We start from the raw sequence: 16,163 nt of genomic DNA, 5'->3' as shown, positions 1-16,163 counted from the left end.
TGCCTCACATTGCCTGCATCAGCGTCTGATACATCTGGTTCACCGTCGACATCACCCGCGCATTGGCCGAATACGCATTCTGCAGCGCCAGCAGATGCGCCATTTCTTCGTCCATGTTGACGCCGGAGCTCGTCGAGTACTTCTGCTGCAGCGTGTTCAGCACCACGGTCTGACCGTCGGACAGCTGCGACGCCGCTTGCGCGTTGGAGCCCTGCAGCGACACGAATTGCTGCAGATAGTTCTGCAGCGTGCCGTTGTAGGGCGTGCCTGTCGAGCCGACCCCGGTCGACGGCGAATACAGAAACTTGCTGGTGCTGAGCTGCTTGAGGATGAAGTCCGGACGCGTGGTATCGCCGGCCGCCGTCGACGCCGTATAGGCCACCAGCTTGGCCGGATCATTGACCAGCGCCGGATTGACGGCGATGCGCTGCGCGAAACCGGTCATCTGCGAGCCTGTGCCGGTCAACGCGCCGCTGTAAGCGGAGCTGCCGTCGGTGAACAGCGGCAGTTCGGCGCTGCCGCCGGCAAGCGACGTCACCGTGCTGGTCACCGACGCCGCAGTGACTGTCGAAAAATTGACGTTGTTCAGCACCGTGATGTTCGGCGCGGTGCCGGTGAATTGCAGGTTGCGGCCGTTGAGCGCGGCATTGAGCTGCGCAGTGACTGATCCGGAGGCTCCGGAAAAATCGATGCCGACCACGTAGTCGTTGGGGTCGAGCGTCGCGGTCTGAGGCGGCGGCAGCGACGAGGGATCGTCCACCCGCATCACCGAGACGGTGCGCTGGGTCCCGGTGACCGTGTCGGTGTAGCTGATATTGATGGTGTTGCCGGACTTCATGTTCGACAGATCGAGCGCGAAGCCGGCTTGGGTACCGGACGTCACAGGGGTGCCGGCCGTGGTCTTGTCCGACAGTGCGCTCGCCATCGAGGCCGCGAACTGATCGAGCTGGGTCTGCGCCTGCACTAGCGACTTGTCCCGCAGCTCGATATAGGCGGCCATCTTGCCGGACTTCAGCGAGCCCGTCAGGTCGATCGAGCTGCCGTCCGCATAGCTGACCTTGACCGACCCGAGTTGGCTGTTGGCCGGGTTCGAGCTCCAGGTCGTCGTCGGCGTCACCGTGCCCTGCGCGTCGAACGATAGTTTGGCGGCCTGCATGCCGGCGAGTTGCACCCCGGAGCCGGTGAAGACCGTCACCTGATTGGAGGCGTCGGTGACGACGCGGATGTCCATCAGCTGGGCGAGCTGACTGATGGCCTGGTCGCGCTGGTCGAGCATCGCCGCCGTCGCCGCGTCGGTCGAGGTACCGCCGGCCGGATTGCTGCGGATGTTGTTGTTGATCGAGGCGATCTGCTGCAGCAGGTTGTTGGCGGTGGTGGTGCTGTCCGACAGCCCGGTCTCGGCGCCGCTGCGCAGCGCCTGGATGCCGTTCGACATCGCGTTGAGTGCACCTGACATCACCTGCGCGGCGTTGAGCACGCCGATCCGTGCCGAGGTGCTATCCGGGCTGGTGGCGAGCGCCCGCACCGCAGCGGTCAATTCGTTGAAGGAGTTCTCCAGCGTCCCGGTCGAATTCGGATCGCCGAACAATCCCTGCACCTGGTTGAGGAAGTCGGCTCGCAGCGAAGCGTAGGACGCGCCGGAGGTTTCGGTGCGAAGCTGGGCTTGCAGGAAGGCGTCGAGTTCGCGGTTGACGCCCACGACCGAGACACCGCTGCCCGCCGGGCCGGAATAGGTCTGGACCTGATTGACGGTCTTGCGAACGTAGCCGGGCGTTTCCGCGTTGGCGACGTTCGACGACACCAACGACATCGCCGCCTGGTTCGCGCGCAGGCCGGCCATCGCGATCGAAAGTGCGTCTCCGAGACTCATGGCCGCCTACCCGTTGAACATGACGAACGATGCGTGCGATGCGCCTCAGCGCATCACGTTGAGCAGGTCCTGCACCATGGTGTTGGCCGTGGTGATGACTTTGGTGTTGGCCGAATAGGCTTGCTGCGTGACGATCAGCTTGGTGAATTCGTCCGCAATGTCCGTGTTGGACGATTCCAGCGACGAGCCCGAGATACTGCCGCCCCTGCCGTACAGCGGCTCGCCGGATTCGTTGGTGACCTCGAAAGCGCCGCCATCGATCCGCTTCAGGAAGTTGGCGCCGTTGAACGTCGCGACCGACACTTCGGCGAGGTCGATGTTTCGGCCGTTGGAATACGAGCCGACCACCCGGCCTTCGTCACTGACCGAAACGCTGACCAGCTGCCCGGCGGCGTAGCCATCCTGCTGCAGCTGATTGACCTGCACGTTGCCGTTGGTGTCGGCGAACTGGGTCAGGCCGCCGGTGCCGAACGACATCGTCACGTTGCCGAGCGACACACCGGAAACCGTGAGATTGGACAGCGTCAGCTGGCCGATCACCGGGTTCATTTGGCCGGTGGCGTTGAAGGTGAAGTTGGTGTTGACGTTCTGCCAGGCCACCTGGCTGCCGGTGGCGTTGGGATTGACCTGATAGAACAGGTTCCAGGTATCGGTATGGCCGGCACCGAGCGTCGATGAATCGGTCTTGGCCCAACGGAACTGCACGTTCACCGGCGCGCCGCTGGCATCATAGGCAGTCGTGGCGCCGCCCGAAATCGATTCGTCGAGGAAGGTCTGGTTGTCGCTGCCGATCACTTGCCCGGTCCCCGTCGTGCCGCCGCCGGTGCGCATCACCGTTACGGGGCTGGTCAGGCCGAGCGTGCCAAAGCCTGCGGCTGTGGACGTGATGGACAAGTCGGACGCCGTCCCGGTGTGCAGCGTCAGCGAGCCGCCGGTGACCGAGGATGCCGTACCGGTGTTGCCGTTCGCGGTGTCGATCGCCCCGAGCAGGTCCGCGACGGTCGCGCTGGCAAGGTCAAGATAGCTGGTGTTGGGATCCGAACCCGCCGCCCCGCCGGCACCGGAATCGTAGAATGCGATCGTCTTCGCCGCGGCGCCCTTCCCCACCGTGACCGTATCGGCGACCGTGAAGTTGGTGGTAATAGCGTCGCCTGAGGCGCCTTTGAGCAACGTCGCCCCGGTGATCGGGCTGCCGGCTTTGTTGTTCATCGGCAAACCGACCTTGATGTTGTCACCAAACGGCGGCGGCGCAGTGCCGGCAACCTGCGGGTTGGACACGAAATCGGCGGCGCGCAGCAACTCCGAGCCTGGCACCGAGGTGTCGTGTTTGGTCGTCAGCGGGTAGCTCGCCAAATTCGCCCGATAGCTGACCTTGGTGGTCGCCTGCGATGGCAGGAAATCGTTCTGGAACTTCAGCACCTGCGGGGTGCTGCCGGCCGGATTGCCAGTGGTTGGGTCGATCGGCACGCCCTGCAAGTAATAGCCCGCGCCGTTGACCAGATAGCCGTTCTTGTCGAGCGAGAAATCGCCGCGACGAGTGTAGTTGTTGACGCCGGTGAAGATCGGATTGTTGTCGGTGAACGCCCCCGGCTTCTGCACGGCGAAGAAGCCTTCGCCGTTGATCGCCATGTAGGTCGATACTGGCGCCGACTGGACCGAACCAGCGAGCGTGTTGGTCAGCCGCGATTCAGCCGTTACCGAGCCCGCGACCTGCTGGCTGGTGCCGCCGCCCTGCGGGACCAGATCGAGGAACGAGGTATCGACCCGCTTGAAGGCGGTGGTCTGGGAGTTGGCAATGTTACCCGAGATGTTCTCCAGCGCGTAGGAGTTCGAGCGCAGGCCTGCGACCGACGTGTTGAGAGCGCCGAAAATACCCATTACTCACTTCCCCCAATTCGAGCCGCCATGCGGCTGGCTGTGCTGTCAGGTGCGACACGATCTCACGCGCTCGTCGCAAGCTCCGTGCCATCAGCGAAAGCTCTATAGTTTCAGGCCCTTTGCTGATTTGAAGCGCGGCCATCGCCGTGGCGGAATTGCCGGCTCCGGCAAGATTTGCCGGCTCCGCATTCGCTCCCTGGGCAAAGGTTCCGCGCCGGAATGGTCGGCTCGGAACTTTTTGAACACGCAGGCGTTCGCACCGTTCAATTCGTGTCGGGGGCAGCGTTGGCCGACCTAAAATTTCCGGTTGTATCGCGCGGAGACGGATCGACCGGTTTCGACAATCTGTTCCTCGGTCGAGGTGAACTGACGGCGCTGTTTCGCGAGTTCGATTGGACGTCCACCCCATTGGGGCCGCCCGAGCAGTGGCCGCAGGCGCTCAAGACTGCCGTCCGGATCATGCTGACGTCACAACAGCCGATCTGGATCGGCTGGGGCAGCGAGCTGATCTTCTTCTATAACGACGCCTACAAGGCGATCATCGGCGGCAAGCACCCGTGGGCGCTGGGATTGCCGACTCGCGAGGTCTGGCACGAAATCTGGGACGACATCGCGCCGCTGCTCGCCAAAGCCACCAGCGGCCATGAGGGTACTTACGTCGAAGCCCAGCTCCTGATCATGGAGCGCAACGGCTTCCCGGAAGAGACCTATTACACCTTCTCGTACAGTCCGATCCCGACCGAAGACGGTTCGCCCGGCGGCATCTTCTGCGCCAACAGCGATGATACCCAGCGCGTCATCAGTGAGCGCCAGCTGTCGCTGCTGCGAGAGGTGGCGAGCAACGCGGCGCAATCCCGCAACGTCGCGCAGGCCTGCGAGAGCAGCGCCGCTGCGCTGGCGACCGATCCCCGCGATCTTCCATTCGCGCTCATCTATCTGGTCGAGCCCGGCGGCGAGACCGCGCGGCTCGCAACCTCGGCCGGCATCGACACCAACCATCCCGGCGTCAAGCCTGTGCTGTCGCTGGCGTTTGGCGCAGAAATCTGGCCGGTCGCGGACACCCTGCAATCGGGCACGCCGCAACTGGTCGACGACCTTCCGGGCCGATTCGGCTTCGATTTCCCGACCGGCGGCTGGCGCAGCCCCCCCGCCCGCGCCATCGTGCTGCCGATCCAGTCGAGCGGCGACGCCGGACCTTCCGGCTTCCTGATCGCCGGGCTCAATCCGTTCCGGCTGTACGATGCCGGCTATCGCGACTTCCTTGCGCTGGTGGCTGGCCAGATCGCCGCCGCGATCACCAATGCCGACGCCTATGAAGAAGAGCGCCGCCGCGCCGAGGCGCTGGCCGAGATCGACCGCGCCAAGACCGCATTCTTCTCCAACGTCAGCCACGAATTCCGCACGCCGCTGACGCTGATGCTGAGCCCGCTCGAGGAAGTGATCACCCAGACCGGATTGTCGGACGACCAGCACGCTTTGCTCGGCATCGCTCATCGTAATGGCCTTCGGCTGCTGAAGCTGGTCAACACCCTGCTCGACTTCGCCCGGATCGAGGCCGGCCGTCTCACCGCGCATTTCCGTCCGGTCGATCTGGCGGCGTTCACGGCCGAGCTCGCCTCCAACTTCCGCTCCGCGATGGACAAGGCCGGCCTGCGGCTGGTGATCGAGACGTTGCCGCTGCCGCAGCCGGTCTATGTCGATCGCGACATGTGGGAGAAGGTGGTGCTCAACCTGCTCTCCAATGCTTTCAAGTTCACCTTCGAGGGCGAGATCGCCGTATCGGTCGGCACATCGCCAGACGGAAAGTCGGCCGAGATCGTGGTGCGCGACACCGGCACCGGCATCCCGTCCGACGAGATCCCGCATCTGTTCGAGCGCTTCCGCCGCGTCGAAGGTGCGCGCGGCCGCTCGATCGAAGGCAGCGGCATCGGCCTTGCGCTGGTGCAGGAGTTGGTCAAGCTGCACAGCGGCAGCATCCGGGTGGAGAGCGAACTCGGCCGTGGCAGCGCGTTCCATGTGACCCTGCCGTTCGGCACCGCGCATGTGCCGGCCGGCCGGCCGCAGCCTGTCTCGCATCAAGTCTCCACCAACGTTCGCGCCCAGGCCTATCTCGACGAGGCGATGGGCTGGCTGGAAGGCGATAGCGGCGCGGCCATTGATCGCCCGCATGCGTCGACCGCCGAGGACCTCGGGCTCGGCAGCATTCGCACCGACGAGGCGCGGCCTCGCGTCCTGCTCGCCGACGATAATCCCGACATGCGCGACTACGTCGTCCGTCTGCTCGGCGACAGCTACGAGGTCGAAGCCGTCGGCGACGGCGTCGCGGCGCTGGAGGCGGCCTGGAAACGACGGCCGGATCTGGTGCTGTCCGACATCATGATGCCGCGGCTCGACGGCCTGAACCTGCTCAAGGCGCTCCGTAACGATCCCAAGCTGGCCGACCTGCCGGTGATCTTCCTGTCGGCCCGCGCCGGCGAAGAAGCCAAGGTCGAAGGACTCGAGGCCGGCGCCGACGATTATCTCAGCAAACCGTTCAGCGCCCGCGAATTGCTGGCGCGGGTCCGCTCCAATCTCGACACCGCCGAGGTGCGGCGCGAGGCGCTGCGGACCGAGCACGCCCTGCGGCAGGAAGCACAGGCGGCCCGCGACCGTGCCGAGAGCATCCTCGCCAGTATCAGCGACGGCTTCGTCGCGATCGACAGCGAGTATCGCTTTACATACGTCAACGCCGCGGCCGAGCGGATGATGCGGCGGCCGGCGTCGGAACTGATCGGCAAAATCTGCCAGGATATCTATCCGGCGCTGAAGGGAAGCCGGATCGAGGCCACGTTGCGCCGCGCGATGGATGGCCGTGCCGGCTCGGAGTTCGAGATCGAGCATCCGCCGAGCGGACGCTGGTTTCACTTCCGCGTCACCCCGACCAACTCCAGCAGCGTATCGGTGTATTTCCGCGACATCACGGAGCGCAAGCGCGCCGAGACGGCGATGCGAAACCTCAACGAACAGCTCGAGGAGCAGGTCGCCGCGCGCACCGCCGAGTTGCGGCAGAAGGAAGCGCGGCTGCGCACCATCTTCGCCGCCAGCTACACCTACCAGGCGCTGCTCGACGTGAACGGGGTGCTGATCGACGCCAACCTGACGTCGCTGTCCGGCATCGGCGTTGCGCTCGAACAGGTGGTCGGCAAGCCGCTATGGGAGACACCCTGGTTCGCCGGCACGCATGGCATGGCCGAGATGATCAAGGAAGCCGTTGCGGCCGTTGCGGCGGGCAGAACGGTGCGGCGCGAGCTGCACGTCAATCTGCCGGTCGGCGGCTGGCGCTGGTTCGACTTTCAGATGCGCCCGGTGCACGACGCGCAAGGCCAGGTCATCGCCATCGTTCCCGAGGCCGTCGAGATCACCGAGCGACGCAAGGCCGAGGAAGCCTTCAGGCAGGCCCAGAAGATGGAAGCGATCGGCCAGCTCACCGGCGGAGTCGCGCACGACTTCAACAATCTGCTGACCGTGATCCGTTCGTCGGCCGATCTGCTGCGTCGGCGCGAGCTGCCGCCCGATCGGATGCGGGGCTACGTCGACGCAATCTCTGATACCGCCGACCGCGCCGCCAAGCTCACCGGTCAGCTTCTCACCTTTGCCCGCCGCCACGCGCAGAACCGCCAGGTGTTCGACGTCACCGCGCAGATCGAACAGATCTCGGAGATGCTGCGCACGGCGCTCGGCTCGCGCGCCGGCTTCACGTTGACGATCGACGAACGGCCGCTCGCCGTCGAGGCCGACGCCAATCAGTTCGATGCGGCGCTAGTCAACCTCGTCGCCAACGCTCGCGACGCGATGGACGGCCAGGGCGAACTGGAGATCCGCGTCACCCGCGCTCGCCCGACCTACCAGGAAGACGCCGCCGGCATCGCCGAAGTGGTCGCCGTGTCGATCACCGACACCGGCTCGGGTATCGCGCCCGATCAGATCGACCGCATCTTCGAGCCGTTCTTCACCACCAAGGACGTCGGCCGCGGCACGGGGCTCGGGCTTTCGCAGGTCTACGGCTTCGTCAAGCAATCCGGCGGCCACGTCAGCGTCGACAGCCAGCTCGGCAAGGGCACCACGATTACGCTGCGGCTGCCGCGCAGTGACAAACCGATCGATCTGCGCGAGCCCGCCGCACCGAGCGACAATGACAAATTGCAGAACCGCAACCGCGTCCTGGTGGTTGAAGACAATGCGGAGGTCGGCGAGTTCTCGACCCAGCTGCTGCACGATCTCGGCTACGAAACCGTGTTGGCGTCGAGCGCCGAAAAAGCGTTGCAGCTGCTCGGGCAGGACGCCGCATCCTTCAACATCGTGCTCAGCGACGTTGTCATGCCCGGAATGGACGGCGTCGCGCTGGGCCGTGAGATCCGCAAGCGCTGGCCGGACCTGCCGGTCGTGCTCAACTCGGGCTATGCCAACGTCCTCGCCGACGACGGCCACCACGGTTTCGAACTGCTGCACAAGCCTTATTCGGTGGAGGATCTGTCCAAGGTGTTGCGGCGGGCGCTGGCGACGTCCGCCAGGACGCTGGGCTGAGTCCCACCAACGATTCCGGCGCTTGCGCCAGATCAGGACATCCACTCCCCGTCGTGATATCAGGCGGCGAAACCAACAGTGGACAAGACGGGTATGAGCGAAGGCGAAATGGCACAGCATGTGCTGCAATGTCTGCAACAGACCGAGCTGAGCGACCCGAAGGCGGCGCTCGGCATCCTCAACGGTCTGGTCGGGCTGGTGCAGGGCGACGGCACGCCGCACTCGTTCGAGGTCGACGAGGCGCGGGCGTCGACCTTCATGGCCGTCTGCGATTACGCCAAGGCGCTGCATCGCGGCATGCCGGCGGATGCCCTGCGCCCTGCTGCGATCGAGGCCGCCGAGAAGTGGCGGATGCTGGTCGGCTGAGCGGCCGCGGCTTCAGCGACCGCAATCCTTCGGCGGCACCAGCCGATAGAAGTAGTCCTTGGTCTTGCCGGTATGGGTGCGCAGCACCGGCACGGTGATGCGCTTTTCCTCGGACATCGCCAGATCGGGAAATGCCGCCGCGAAATTCGCCGGCACCTGCGGCAACGTGTAGATCAGCACGGCGCCCTTCGTCGTCAGCTTGTTGCGGTCGAACCAGCGCGCCTTGGGAACGAACTCGAGCGCCATCGAGTCGCCGTCAGGACCGGCGCCGATCCCAATCCCGTACACCGTCTGGCGATCGCCGAGGAAATACCCCGGCCCGCAGGCGTACTTGCTGTTCCAATCGTCGAGCACCATCCGCGCCGCCTGCGCGGTCGCCTCCTGCAACCCGCTGTGCGAGGCAAAAAACAGGTAGATCACCGACACCGCGATCGCCAATCCGCCATACACCAGGCCGAGCGCCGCCGCGGTCTGGTGCATCACGGCGTCGCGCCGATCGGCCGCCCAGACAAACAGCGGCGCCAGTGCCAGCACCGACAGCTCCGCGAACGGCGCGCCGTAACGCGCGATATATTCCAGGCCGAAGCCGACGATCAGCACCAGCAGCACCGCGACCATCGCGATGTTGACGATGACGACGAACTTCAGCTCGTCGCTTGCCGCTACGAATCGCGGCACGCGCCACAGCATCATTCGCCGCGTCACCGAGATCGCCAGAATGACGGCGCCCGGCAGCAGGATCGGCAAGTAACCGACGATCAGCCAGCCGAGCCGGCGCGCAGTGTCCGCCGCCGAGCCGAAGCCTTTGAAATGCCGCTCGCCGTAATGGATCGTCGTGCCGACCTGTAGCGCCGCAAGGACGTGCGGCAGGATCAGCAGCACGCCGATCAGTGCGGCGACGTACAGGCCCGGCCGCCGCAGGCAGGCTCGGAACGACGGCACGGCCAGCGCGCCGGCAGCGATGCCGATCAGCAGCACCGCCGCATTGTACTTGGTCAGCGCCGCGATCGCGGTCCAGACACCGAACAGGATCCAGTGCAGCCAGCGATCGGTGCTGCGACCGCGCAGGAAGTGATACAGCACCGCAGGCCACGACATCAGCTGCAGGATATCGGCGTTGAGCGCCCAAGACAGCGGCGCGAACACGACGTAGAACGAGGCCGCGGTCAGCGCCACCATGTAGGCCGCCATGCCGCGTTCGACCAGCAGCCGCAGAGTTGCGTAGAGATACGCGAGACCGATCGCCAGGCAGATCTGATTGGCGGCGACGATCGCGGTGCCGGACGGTCCGAACAGCCGGTCGACGATGCCACCGGCCCACACCATCATCGGCGGGTGCACCGGCGTCACCAGCGGGAAATGCCGCCCCCACGCAACCAGCTCGCGAGTGTCGTAAAGCGGAGTGGGAAAGACCAGCGCCGCCAGCCCCACAGGTAGCAGCAGCGCGAATGCAACCAGCCCGATCAGGCCGATGGAGAATCCCGATCGGGATAATGTGCGATCCATTCCGCCGCCAACATATCCAAAAGTTAATGTTGGCGGCTTGATGGGGGACGCGGCGCGGCCTTGTCAATCGCAGCCGCGACTTTCCTTCCGGAAAACCTTCACGCTGCGACGCAGCGACACCGCAACTGACAATTCCGCGAGCCGACGCCGCTCTGATCAGGCGGGACCTGCCGAGTGAGTTAGCTACGGTTCTCCGCCGCCGGCTTGAAGGTCAGCGCGTAGCCGTCCATGCAGTAGCGCAGGCCTGTCGGCTTCGGACCGTCGTCGAACACGTGGCCGAGATGACCGCCGCAGCGGCGGCAGTGCACCTCGGTGCGGATCATGCCGAGCGTCGAGTCCTTGCGCTCGCCCACCGCATTCGGCAGCGGCTGCCAGAAGCTCGGCCAGCCGGTGCCGCTGTCATACTTGGTGTCGGACGCGAACAGCGGCAGGTCACAGCCCGCGCAAGCGAACGTGCCCTTGCGGTGCTCCTTCAGCAACGGGCTGGTGAACGGCCGCTCGGTGCCCTCCTCGCGCAGGATGTGATACTGCATCGGCGTCAGCTGCGCCCGCCATTCCTCGGGCGTCTTCTCGATCTCGAATTTCTCGGCCGCGCGGGCCTCGATCGGCCGCAGCCAGCTGACGCCATACGACACGGCAATGGCGACGGAAGAAAAAAGCATGCGGCGGTCGATCATAACAGTCTCCGTGCAGGGCGGGCGTGAGCGCCCGGTTCGTCGGGCGGAGATACGTGACCGCGGCGCAGGAAGTTACAACAGATCGCCGGTTGTAGGCTCACAATGTCGCGAACCCGCGCGTGGGTTCGGAGTACAAATTACGTTGATATCAAATCCGGCCGTCCGTTCAGAAACCGTTCATGTTGCGACGTCTGGACAACTATCGACGCTTTCGACCAGCCGCCGGCTGTCAGCGGGCTGACCTCACATTCATCAGGGTGGCGGTCTCTGATTCAGCTTGCGCCGTGGTAGATTTACGTGCCGCTCTCGTTGCCACGGCCGCGTTGCGAAGCTTCGGCGTCCGGCGGCGTGACTGATATTCGCCCCGGCGGCGACCGCCGCACGCTGCGATTGGCGGCCTCTCGCCGCTCCTCGCTTTGCCGGCTACGCTCGGCGGCCCGCTCGCGGTAGCGCGCCAGCATGCCGGCAGCGATCGCGGTGCGGCGCTCCGCGATCGCAACGCCCTGCCCGACCACGCGGCCGATCTTGCCGCCCGCCCACACGAGCTCGAACGGATCGAACAGCCGCCAGCGCCGATCGCCGTGGACGATGCCCTGCGCGATCAGGCTGCCGGCGAGCGCCGTCGTGGCCAATCCCTGCCGTCCGAACCCGCTCGCCACCCACAGCCCGCGCCGCAGTTCGCCGATCTGCGGCATGCCGTGCACGGTCTGGCCGATCGGCGCGCTCCAGCTGCGCTCGATCGCGACGCTGCCGAGTTGCGGATAGAGCGCCGCGATCCGGCGGCGGATCAGTCCCTCCAGCCGTTTCGGCGGTACGTTGAAGGTGGCCTCCGGCCCTGTCCATAACAGCTGGTCGCCGCCGACGATGCGATAATGGTCGACACCATGGGTATCAGCGATCGAGCCGGCGAAGGCGATCGCCTCGGCCAGCCGCTCGCCGAGCGGCGCGGTCAACGCCGCAACGCGCCACATCGGCAGCAGCGTCCGCGTCAGCCGCGGCGACGCGGCGCCGAGATGCACGTTGCCGGCCAGCACGATATCGGACGCGCGCAGCCGCGCATGCGGCGTGACGACCCGCTTGCGGATCCCCGATGAGTCGATGCCGAGCGCCGGCGTATCCTCGAAAATCCGCACCCCGGCGCGCCGCGCCATGGCCTCGAGCCCGCGGAGATAGCGCCGGCCGTCGAGCTGAAACGCGTCGGGAAAATGAATGGCGTGGAAGTAGCGCTGCGTTCGCAGCACCTCCCGGACGCGGTCGATGGGCCAGCCTTCGACCTCCGAACCGAAGTCGACGCCGAGCGTCTGCAGCCGCTCGACCAGCCGATCGCCGAGATCGACATTGGAGACTTCGAGCGCGCCCGACGACAGCGCGATGCCCGGCATCGCCTCTTCGGTGGCCCGGGCGCGGACGATTTCCATGCCCTCGCGCGACAGCGCCCAAAGGTCGCCGGCATGTCCGACCCCGACCCGCTCGATCAGCTCGCCGATCGGCACGCCGTAGCCCGGCAGGACGCTGCCGAGCGTCGCGCTCGAGGCCGCCCAGCCGACCCGACGCCCTTCCAGCACCGCGACACTGAGCCCGAGTTGCGCCGCCTCCAGCGCCACCGACAGCCCGGCGAGGCCGGCCCCGACCACGCACAGATCGACGTCGAGGTCGAAGGTCAGCCGCGCATGCAGATCCTCGGCCGCTTCGGTCGGGAGCGGGTCCGGTCCATTGGTCGCACTTGTGACGGACGGGGTCATGACGTTTCCTTACGGACAGCCCGGGCGATTGTCACCTTGTCCTCCCGGCGCTTCTCGATTAATCCGCAAGCAAGCCCCCGCCGGAAAGGGACACATGCGCCGACTGATCCTGCTGCGTCACGCCAAGACCGAATCGGATGCGCCCACCGGCAAGGACCACGATCGCCGGCTCGAGGAGCGCGGCCGGGCGGACGCCGCCGCGATGGCGGCATGGCTGGCGGAGCAGCGGCTGGTGCCGGATCAGGTGCTGGTGTCGACCGCGACACGCACCCGGCAGACCTGGGACATCCTCGCCGAGCTGTTTCCGGATGCCGAGCCGCAGGTCGAACATCTTCCGGAACTGTACAGCGCCAGCCCAGCGCAGCTGCTCGCCGCGGTCCACGACGTCTCCGCCGGCATCAACCAGCTGATGCTGGTCGGGCACAATCCCGGCCTCCAGGAACTCGCGCTCGGCCTGACCTGCGGCTGCAACGAGACTGACCGTAAGCTGCTCTCCGGCAATATGCCGACCAGCGCCATCGCCGTAATCGATTTCCCGATCGCCGACTGGGCCGACGTCCGCTTCGGCACCGGCAAACTGCAGCACTTCGTCAGCCCCAAGATTCTGCGCGAGGCGAGCTGACCCGAGCTGGCGCGTCGCGACCGCAAGGCGGAGGGTGCCCGGCATCCCTGACGACAGGACGTTCTTGCCGAACACGCGCAGGCGCGGCGCCAAGCGCCTGGCTCACTCTACTCTCGCTAGGCTCCCGTCCTCTTGCCGATTGGCGTAACGCGGCCAGTGCGTCATACTCCGCGCTCACCGTGGCACCACGGGAGGCTGCCGATGTTCAAAAGAATCCTGGTACCGATCGATCTCGCCGACACCGCATTGGCCAAGAAAGCGATCGAGACCGCCGCGACGCTGGCGCAGACCTACGACGGCACGGTGCGGCTGCTGCACGTGATCGCGCTGACGCCGGTGGTGCTCGCCGAATATGTGCCGGCCGATTTCGACGATCAGCAGCGCAGCGATGCCGAGACGGCGCTCGCCGACGTCGCCGCCGCCTGCGCCATCGAACCGACGCGGCTGTCGACGGCGGTGCGTCAGGGCGGCATCTATCACGAGATCATCGAAGAAGTGACCGCAATCGGCGCCGACCTGATCGTGATGAGCTCGCACCGCCCGGCTATGCGGAGCTACTTCCTCGGCAGCAACGCCGGCCACGTCGTCCGCTACGCGCCCTGCTCGGTGCTGGTGGTGCGGGACGCCGCGTAGCAGGGCAGGACGGCTCCAACGCGGCTGTTCGGCACCGCGCCGAATTTGCCGCTACAGGCTCCAGAAGAGCGACGCCCACACCGCCGATGCACCGCCGACCGCGACGGCCAGCGGCAGCATGGCGGCTATACGGCGGCGCCCTCCTGCATAAAGGCCCGCGATCCGCCAGCCGAGCCAGAGCGACCAGACGGAAGCGGCGATCAGCATCAGGGCGCGCAGCCACGAAACGAAATCGAGAAAGATGCCGTTCTGGCCAAGCAGCGTCACCGTGGTCATCGACAGCCCCAGAAACACGCCGCAGCCCGCGAGCGGGATCAGGCTCTGCACGAGGTGGTGAAAGCGCGCCGATGACCATGCTCCGAGCAGCCGCGTCGCAAGGGCAATGCTGCCACCGACGCCGCTGGCGACCACCACGGCAAACAGCAGCAGATAGCTGATCAGGACAGTGCCATCGAGCAACGTCATGACGTCACTTTGATCTGGATAGTTGGTGAGGATCCACCACGGTGCCGCTGCTTGCAGCGGCCACATCAAGTGGTGATCGACCAGCCACTCGGCGGACGCCTGCTTCGCCGCAATGAAGATCGAACTCGATCCCCAATGGAACGCGCCAGCCGCCAGTCCGAGCAATCCGACCAGAATGACAAGGGTTTCGACCGGGCTGGGTTCGGCCCCGGCCACGTGGACAATCTCATGGTTCGGCGAGCGGCGCGCCAGCGCGATGGCGCCGCGGAAGCCGCTACAACGCCCGCACATATGGCACGCGGAGTTGCCCTTCATCGTGCCGATCGCGACCAGCGGCGCACAATCGACCCGCGCCGGCGCAAGCCCGCGCGGCTTCTCCCAGGACCGCCACGCCTGAGCATCCACCTGATAGTGCAGCGGCGCGAGCTTGGCCAACACCCCGAACACGCGCGAGACCGGGCAGAGATAGCGGCACCACACCCGCTTGTTGCGGCCGTACAGCGCCCCGATGCCGATCGCGCCGAGCGTGGATCCGCCGAGCAGCAGCAAAGCCGCCTGGGGATATTGATAGACGCTGATCATCTGGCCGTAGATCGTCGTCAGCGAGAATGCGACGAACGGCCAGCCTCTCCATTTGATCCAGCCGGGGACGGCGTAGCCGCGGCTATGAGCGCTGACAGCCTCGCTGAGTGAACCTTCCGGACACAGTACACCGCACCACATCCGGCCGAACAGCACCATGCTGAGGAGCACGAATGGCCACCAGATGCCCCAGAATGCGAATTGTGCCGCCAGCGTGAGGTTGTTCCAAAGCTGCGCGGTCCGCTCCGGCAACGGCAGCAGCGGCGGAATGACCAGCAACGCGACATAGATCAGCACCACCGTCCATTGTATTGCGGCGATCACACGCCGATGGCGGCCGACCCACTCGCCCAGCAATGCGAGCGCGCGGTCGACGTCGCTGCCCGTGACCCGGCTCCATTTCGAGGTGAGCGACCTCAAGCTGCCTTGCCTTGGCGTGGCCAGAAGAGAATGAGCCACATCAGCCCCCAATACAATCCATACACCAGCACATGAACAAGGTCGGGGCGCGCCCGATACCCGGTCAGAGCCCCGATGATTCCGCCGGCGCCACCGCTGTCGGACAGGATCGCCGAGGAGTCCCACAGCCGTCCCGATAAAGGCGGCAGCACGCCGAGGCCGATCAGATTATCAACGCCGGTCACCAGCAGCGACGCCGCCAGAAACAGCAGCATGATCTCGGTGAGCCGAAAGAAGACTCGCCACGACACCACGCGGCTGCCGAGCTGCAGCACATAGTACGTGACAATCGCGAGCGCGAAGCCGAACAGCGCCGCCGGGATCAAGGTCATCGCTTGGTCCGATCGGGCCCCCGCCAGCGTTCCGTAGAGAAACACCACGGTTTCGCTGCCTTCCCGCGCCACCGCGATCAGGGCCAGGACGAACACCCCCCACCAGTTCGCCCGGTCCGCGGCGCGCTGCAGCGAGGCTTCGAGTTCGCGCTTCAGCGATCGGGCGTGCGTCCGCATCCAGATCACCATCTGCACGATCAGCGCCGCCGCGATCAGGACCGCGGCGGTCTGATAGGCTTGTAGCAGCTCATCGGACAGAGACTCGCCAAAGCCGATCAGCAGCGCACCGAACGTCACCGCCGCGACCAGACCGGCCGCGACTCCCGACCACAGATAGATCCGGCCGCGAACCGCATCGGCCCGCGGCTGCTGCGTCAGCCAGGCGTTGAGGATTCCGACGATCAGCAGCGCTTCGACGCTCTCGCGCCAGATCACCAATGCCACGTTCCAGGATTGCGCACTCACCGC

At 65.9% G+C, this 16,163-nt stretch carries 11 protein-coding genes; 4 read left to right on the top strand and 7 right to left on the bottom strand.

Annotated elements, in window-relative coordinates; all coding sequences use genetic code 11:
- Window positions 1–4: 4 nt before the first annotated feature.
- Window positions 5–1,870 carry a flagellar hook-associated protein FlgK gene (gene flgK, locus D4Q52_RS05495; RefSeq protein WP_119855544.1) on the bottom strand — a complete coding sequence of 622 codons (1,866 nt, stop codon included), beginning with the start codon at window positions 1,868–1,870 and terminating at the stop codon, window positions 5–7.
- Window positions 1,871–1,915: 45 nt separating this feature from the next.
- Window positions 1,916–3,748, bottom strand: a complete 1,833-nt coding sequence (locus D4Q52_RS05490) for a flagellar hook-basal body complex protein (RefSeq protein ID WP_119855543.1) — start codon at window positions 3,746–3,748, stop codon at window positions 1,916–1,918.
- Window positions 3,749–4,033: 285 nt separating this feature from the next.
- On the opposite strand from D4Q52_RS05490, the gene D4Q52_RS05485 reads away from it, so the two are divergent.
- On the top strand, window positions 4,034–8,311 hold the full coding sequence (locus D4Q52_RS05485; protein ID WP_119855542.1) for an ATP-binding protein: 4,278 nt from the start codon (window positions 4,034–4,036) through the stop codon (window positions 8,309–8,311).
- 93 nt (window positions 8,312–8,404) lie between these two features.
- On the top strand, window positions 8,405–8,677 hold the full coding sequence (locus D4Q52_RS05480; RefSeq protein ID WP_119855541.1) for a hypothetical protein: 273 nt from the start codon (window positions 8,405–8,407) through the stop codon (window positions 8,675–8,677).
- Window positions 8,678–8,689: 12 nt separating this feature from the next.
- Here the strand turns inward: D4Q52_RS05480 and D4Q52_RS05475 are convergent, their stop codons facing one another.
- The 3 genes from D4Q52_RS05475 to D4Q52_RS05465 all read right to left on the bottom strand — a co-directional run bounded on the left by D4Q52_RS05475 (window position 8,690) and on the right by D4Q52_RS05465 (window position 12,602).
- The gene (locus D4Q52_RS05475) at window positions 8,690–10,183 is read right to left on the bottom strand and encodes a glycosyltransferase family 39 protein (RefSeq protein WP_119855540.1); all 1,494 of its coding nucleotides are present in this window, start codon (window positions 10,181–10,183) and stop codon (window positions 8,690–8,692) included.
- Between the two features lie 179 nt (window positions 10,184–10,362).
- Window positions 10,363–10,860: a peptide-methionine (R)-S-oxide reductase MsrB gene (gene msrB / locus D4Q52_RS05470; protein WP_119855539.1), complete on the bottom strand. Its 498-nt coding sequence runs from the start codon at window positions 10,858–10,860 to the stop codon at window positions 10,363–10,365.
- Window positions 10,861–11,153: 293 nt separating this feature from the next.
- Window positions 11,154–12,602, bottom strand: a complete 1,449-nt coding sequence (locus D4Q52_RS05465; RefSeq protein WP_119855538.1) for an NAD(P)/FAD-dependent oxidoreductase — start codon at window positions 12,600–12,602, stop codon at window positions 11,154–11,156.
- A gap of 94 nt (window positions 12,603–12,696) precedes the next feature.
- Here D4Q52_RS05465 and D4Q52_RS05460 point away from each other — a divergent pair, with 94 nt between their 5' ends.
- Both D4Q52_RS05460 and D4Q52_RS05455 read left to right on the top strand, forming a co-directional pair.
- Complete coding sequence (locus tag D4Q52_RS05460; protein WP_119855537.1) at window positions 12,697–13,224, top strand: SixA phosphatase family protein; 528 nt, start codon at window positions 12,697–12,699, stop codon at window positions 13,222–13,224.
- A 201-nt stretch (window positions 13,225–13,425) separates the two neighbouring features.
- Window positions 13,426–13,857 carry a universal stress protein gene (locus tag D4Q52_RS05455; RefSeq protein WP_119855536.1) on the top strand — a complete coding sequence of 144 codons (432 nt, stop codon included), beginning with the start codon at window positions 13,426–13,428 and terminating at the stop codon, window positions 13,855–13,857.
- Window positions 13,858–13,908: 51 nt separating this feature from the next.
- On the opposite strand, the gene D4Q52_RS05450 is transcribed toward D4Q52_RS05455, so the two are convergent.
- Together D4Q52_RS05450 and D4Q52_RS05445 are read right to left on the bottom strand one after the other, a co-directional pair.
- A complete protein-coding gene (locus D4Q52_RS05450) occupies window positions 13,909–15,324 on the bottom strand; it encodes a 4Fe-4S binding protein (RefSeq protein WP_119855535.1) in 1,416 nt (471 codons plus the stop codon).
- On the bottom strand, window positions 15,321–16,160 hold the full coding sequence (locus D4Q52_RS05445) for an FTR1 family iron permease (RefSeq protein WP_119855534.1): 840 nt from the start codon (window positions 16,158–16,160) through the stop codon (window positions 15,321–15,323). Before D4Q52_RS05445 ends, D4Q52_RS05450 begins: the two co-directional genes overlap by 4 nt.
- Between the last annotated feature and the right edge of the window lie 3 nt (window positions 16,161–16,163).

Origin of the sequence: Rhodopseudomonas palustris, assembly GCF_003591005.1 — a bacterium.
GTDB classification, from domain to species: Bacteria; Pseudomonadota; Alphaproteobacteria; order Rhizobiales; family Xanthobacteraceae; genus Rhodopseudomonas; species Rhodopseudomonas palustris_K.
The sequence above is the reverse complement of the archived record's forward strand: the minus strand, read 5'-3'. Positions and strand labels throughout refer to the sequence as shown.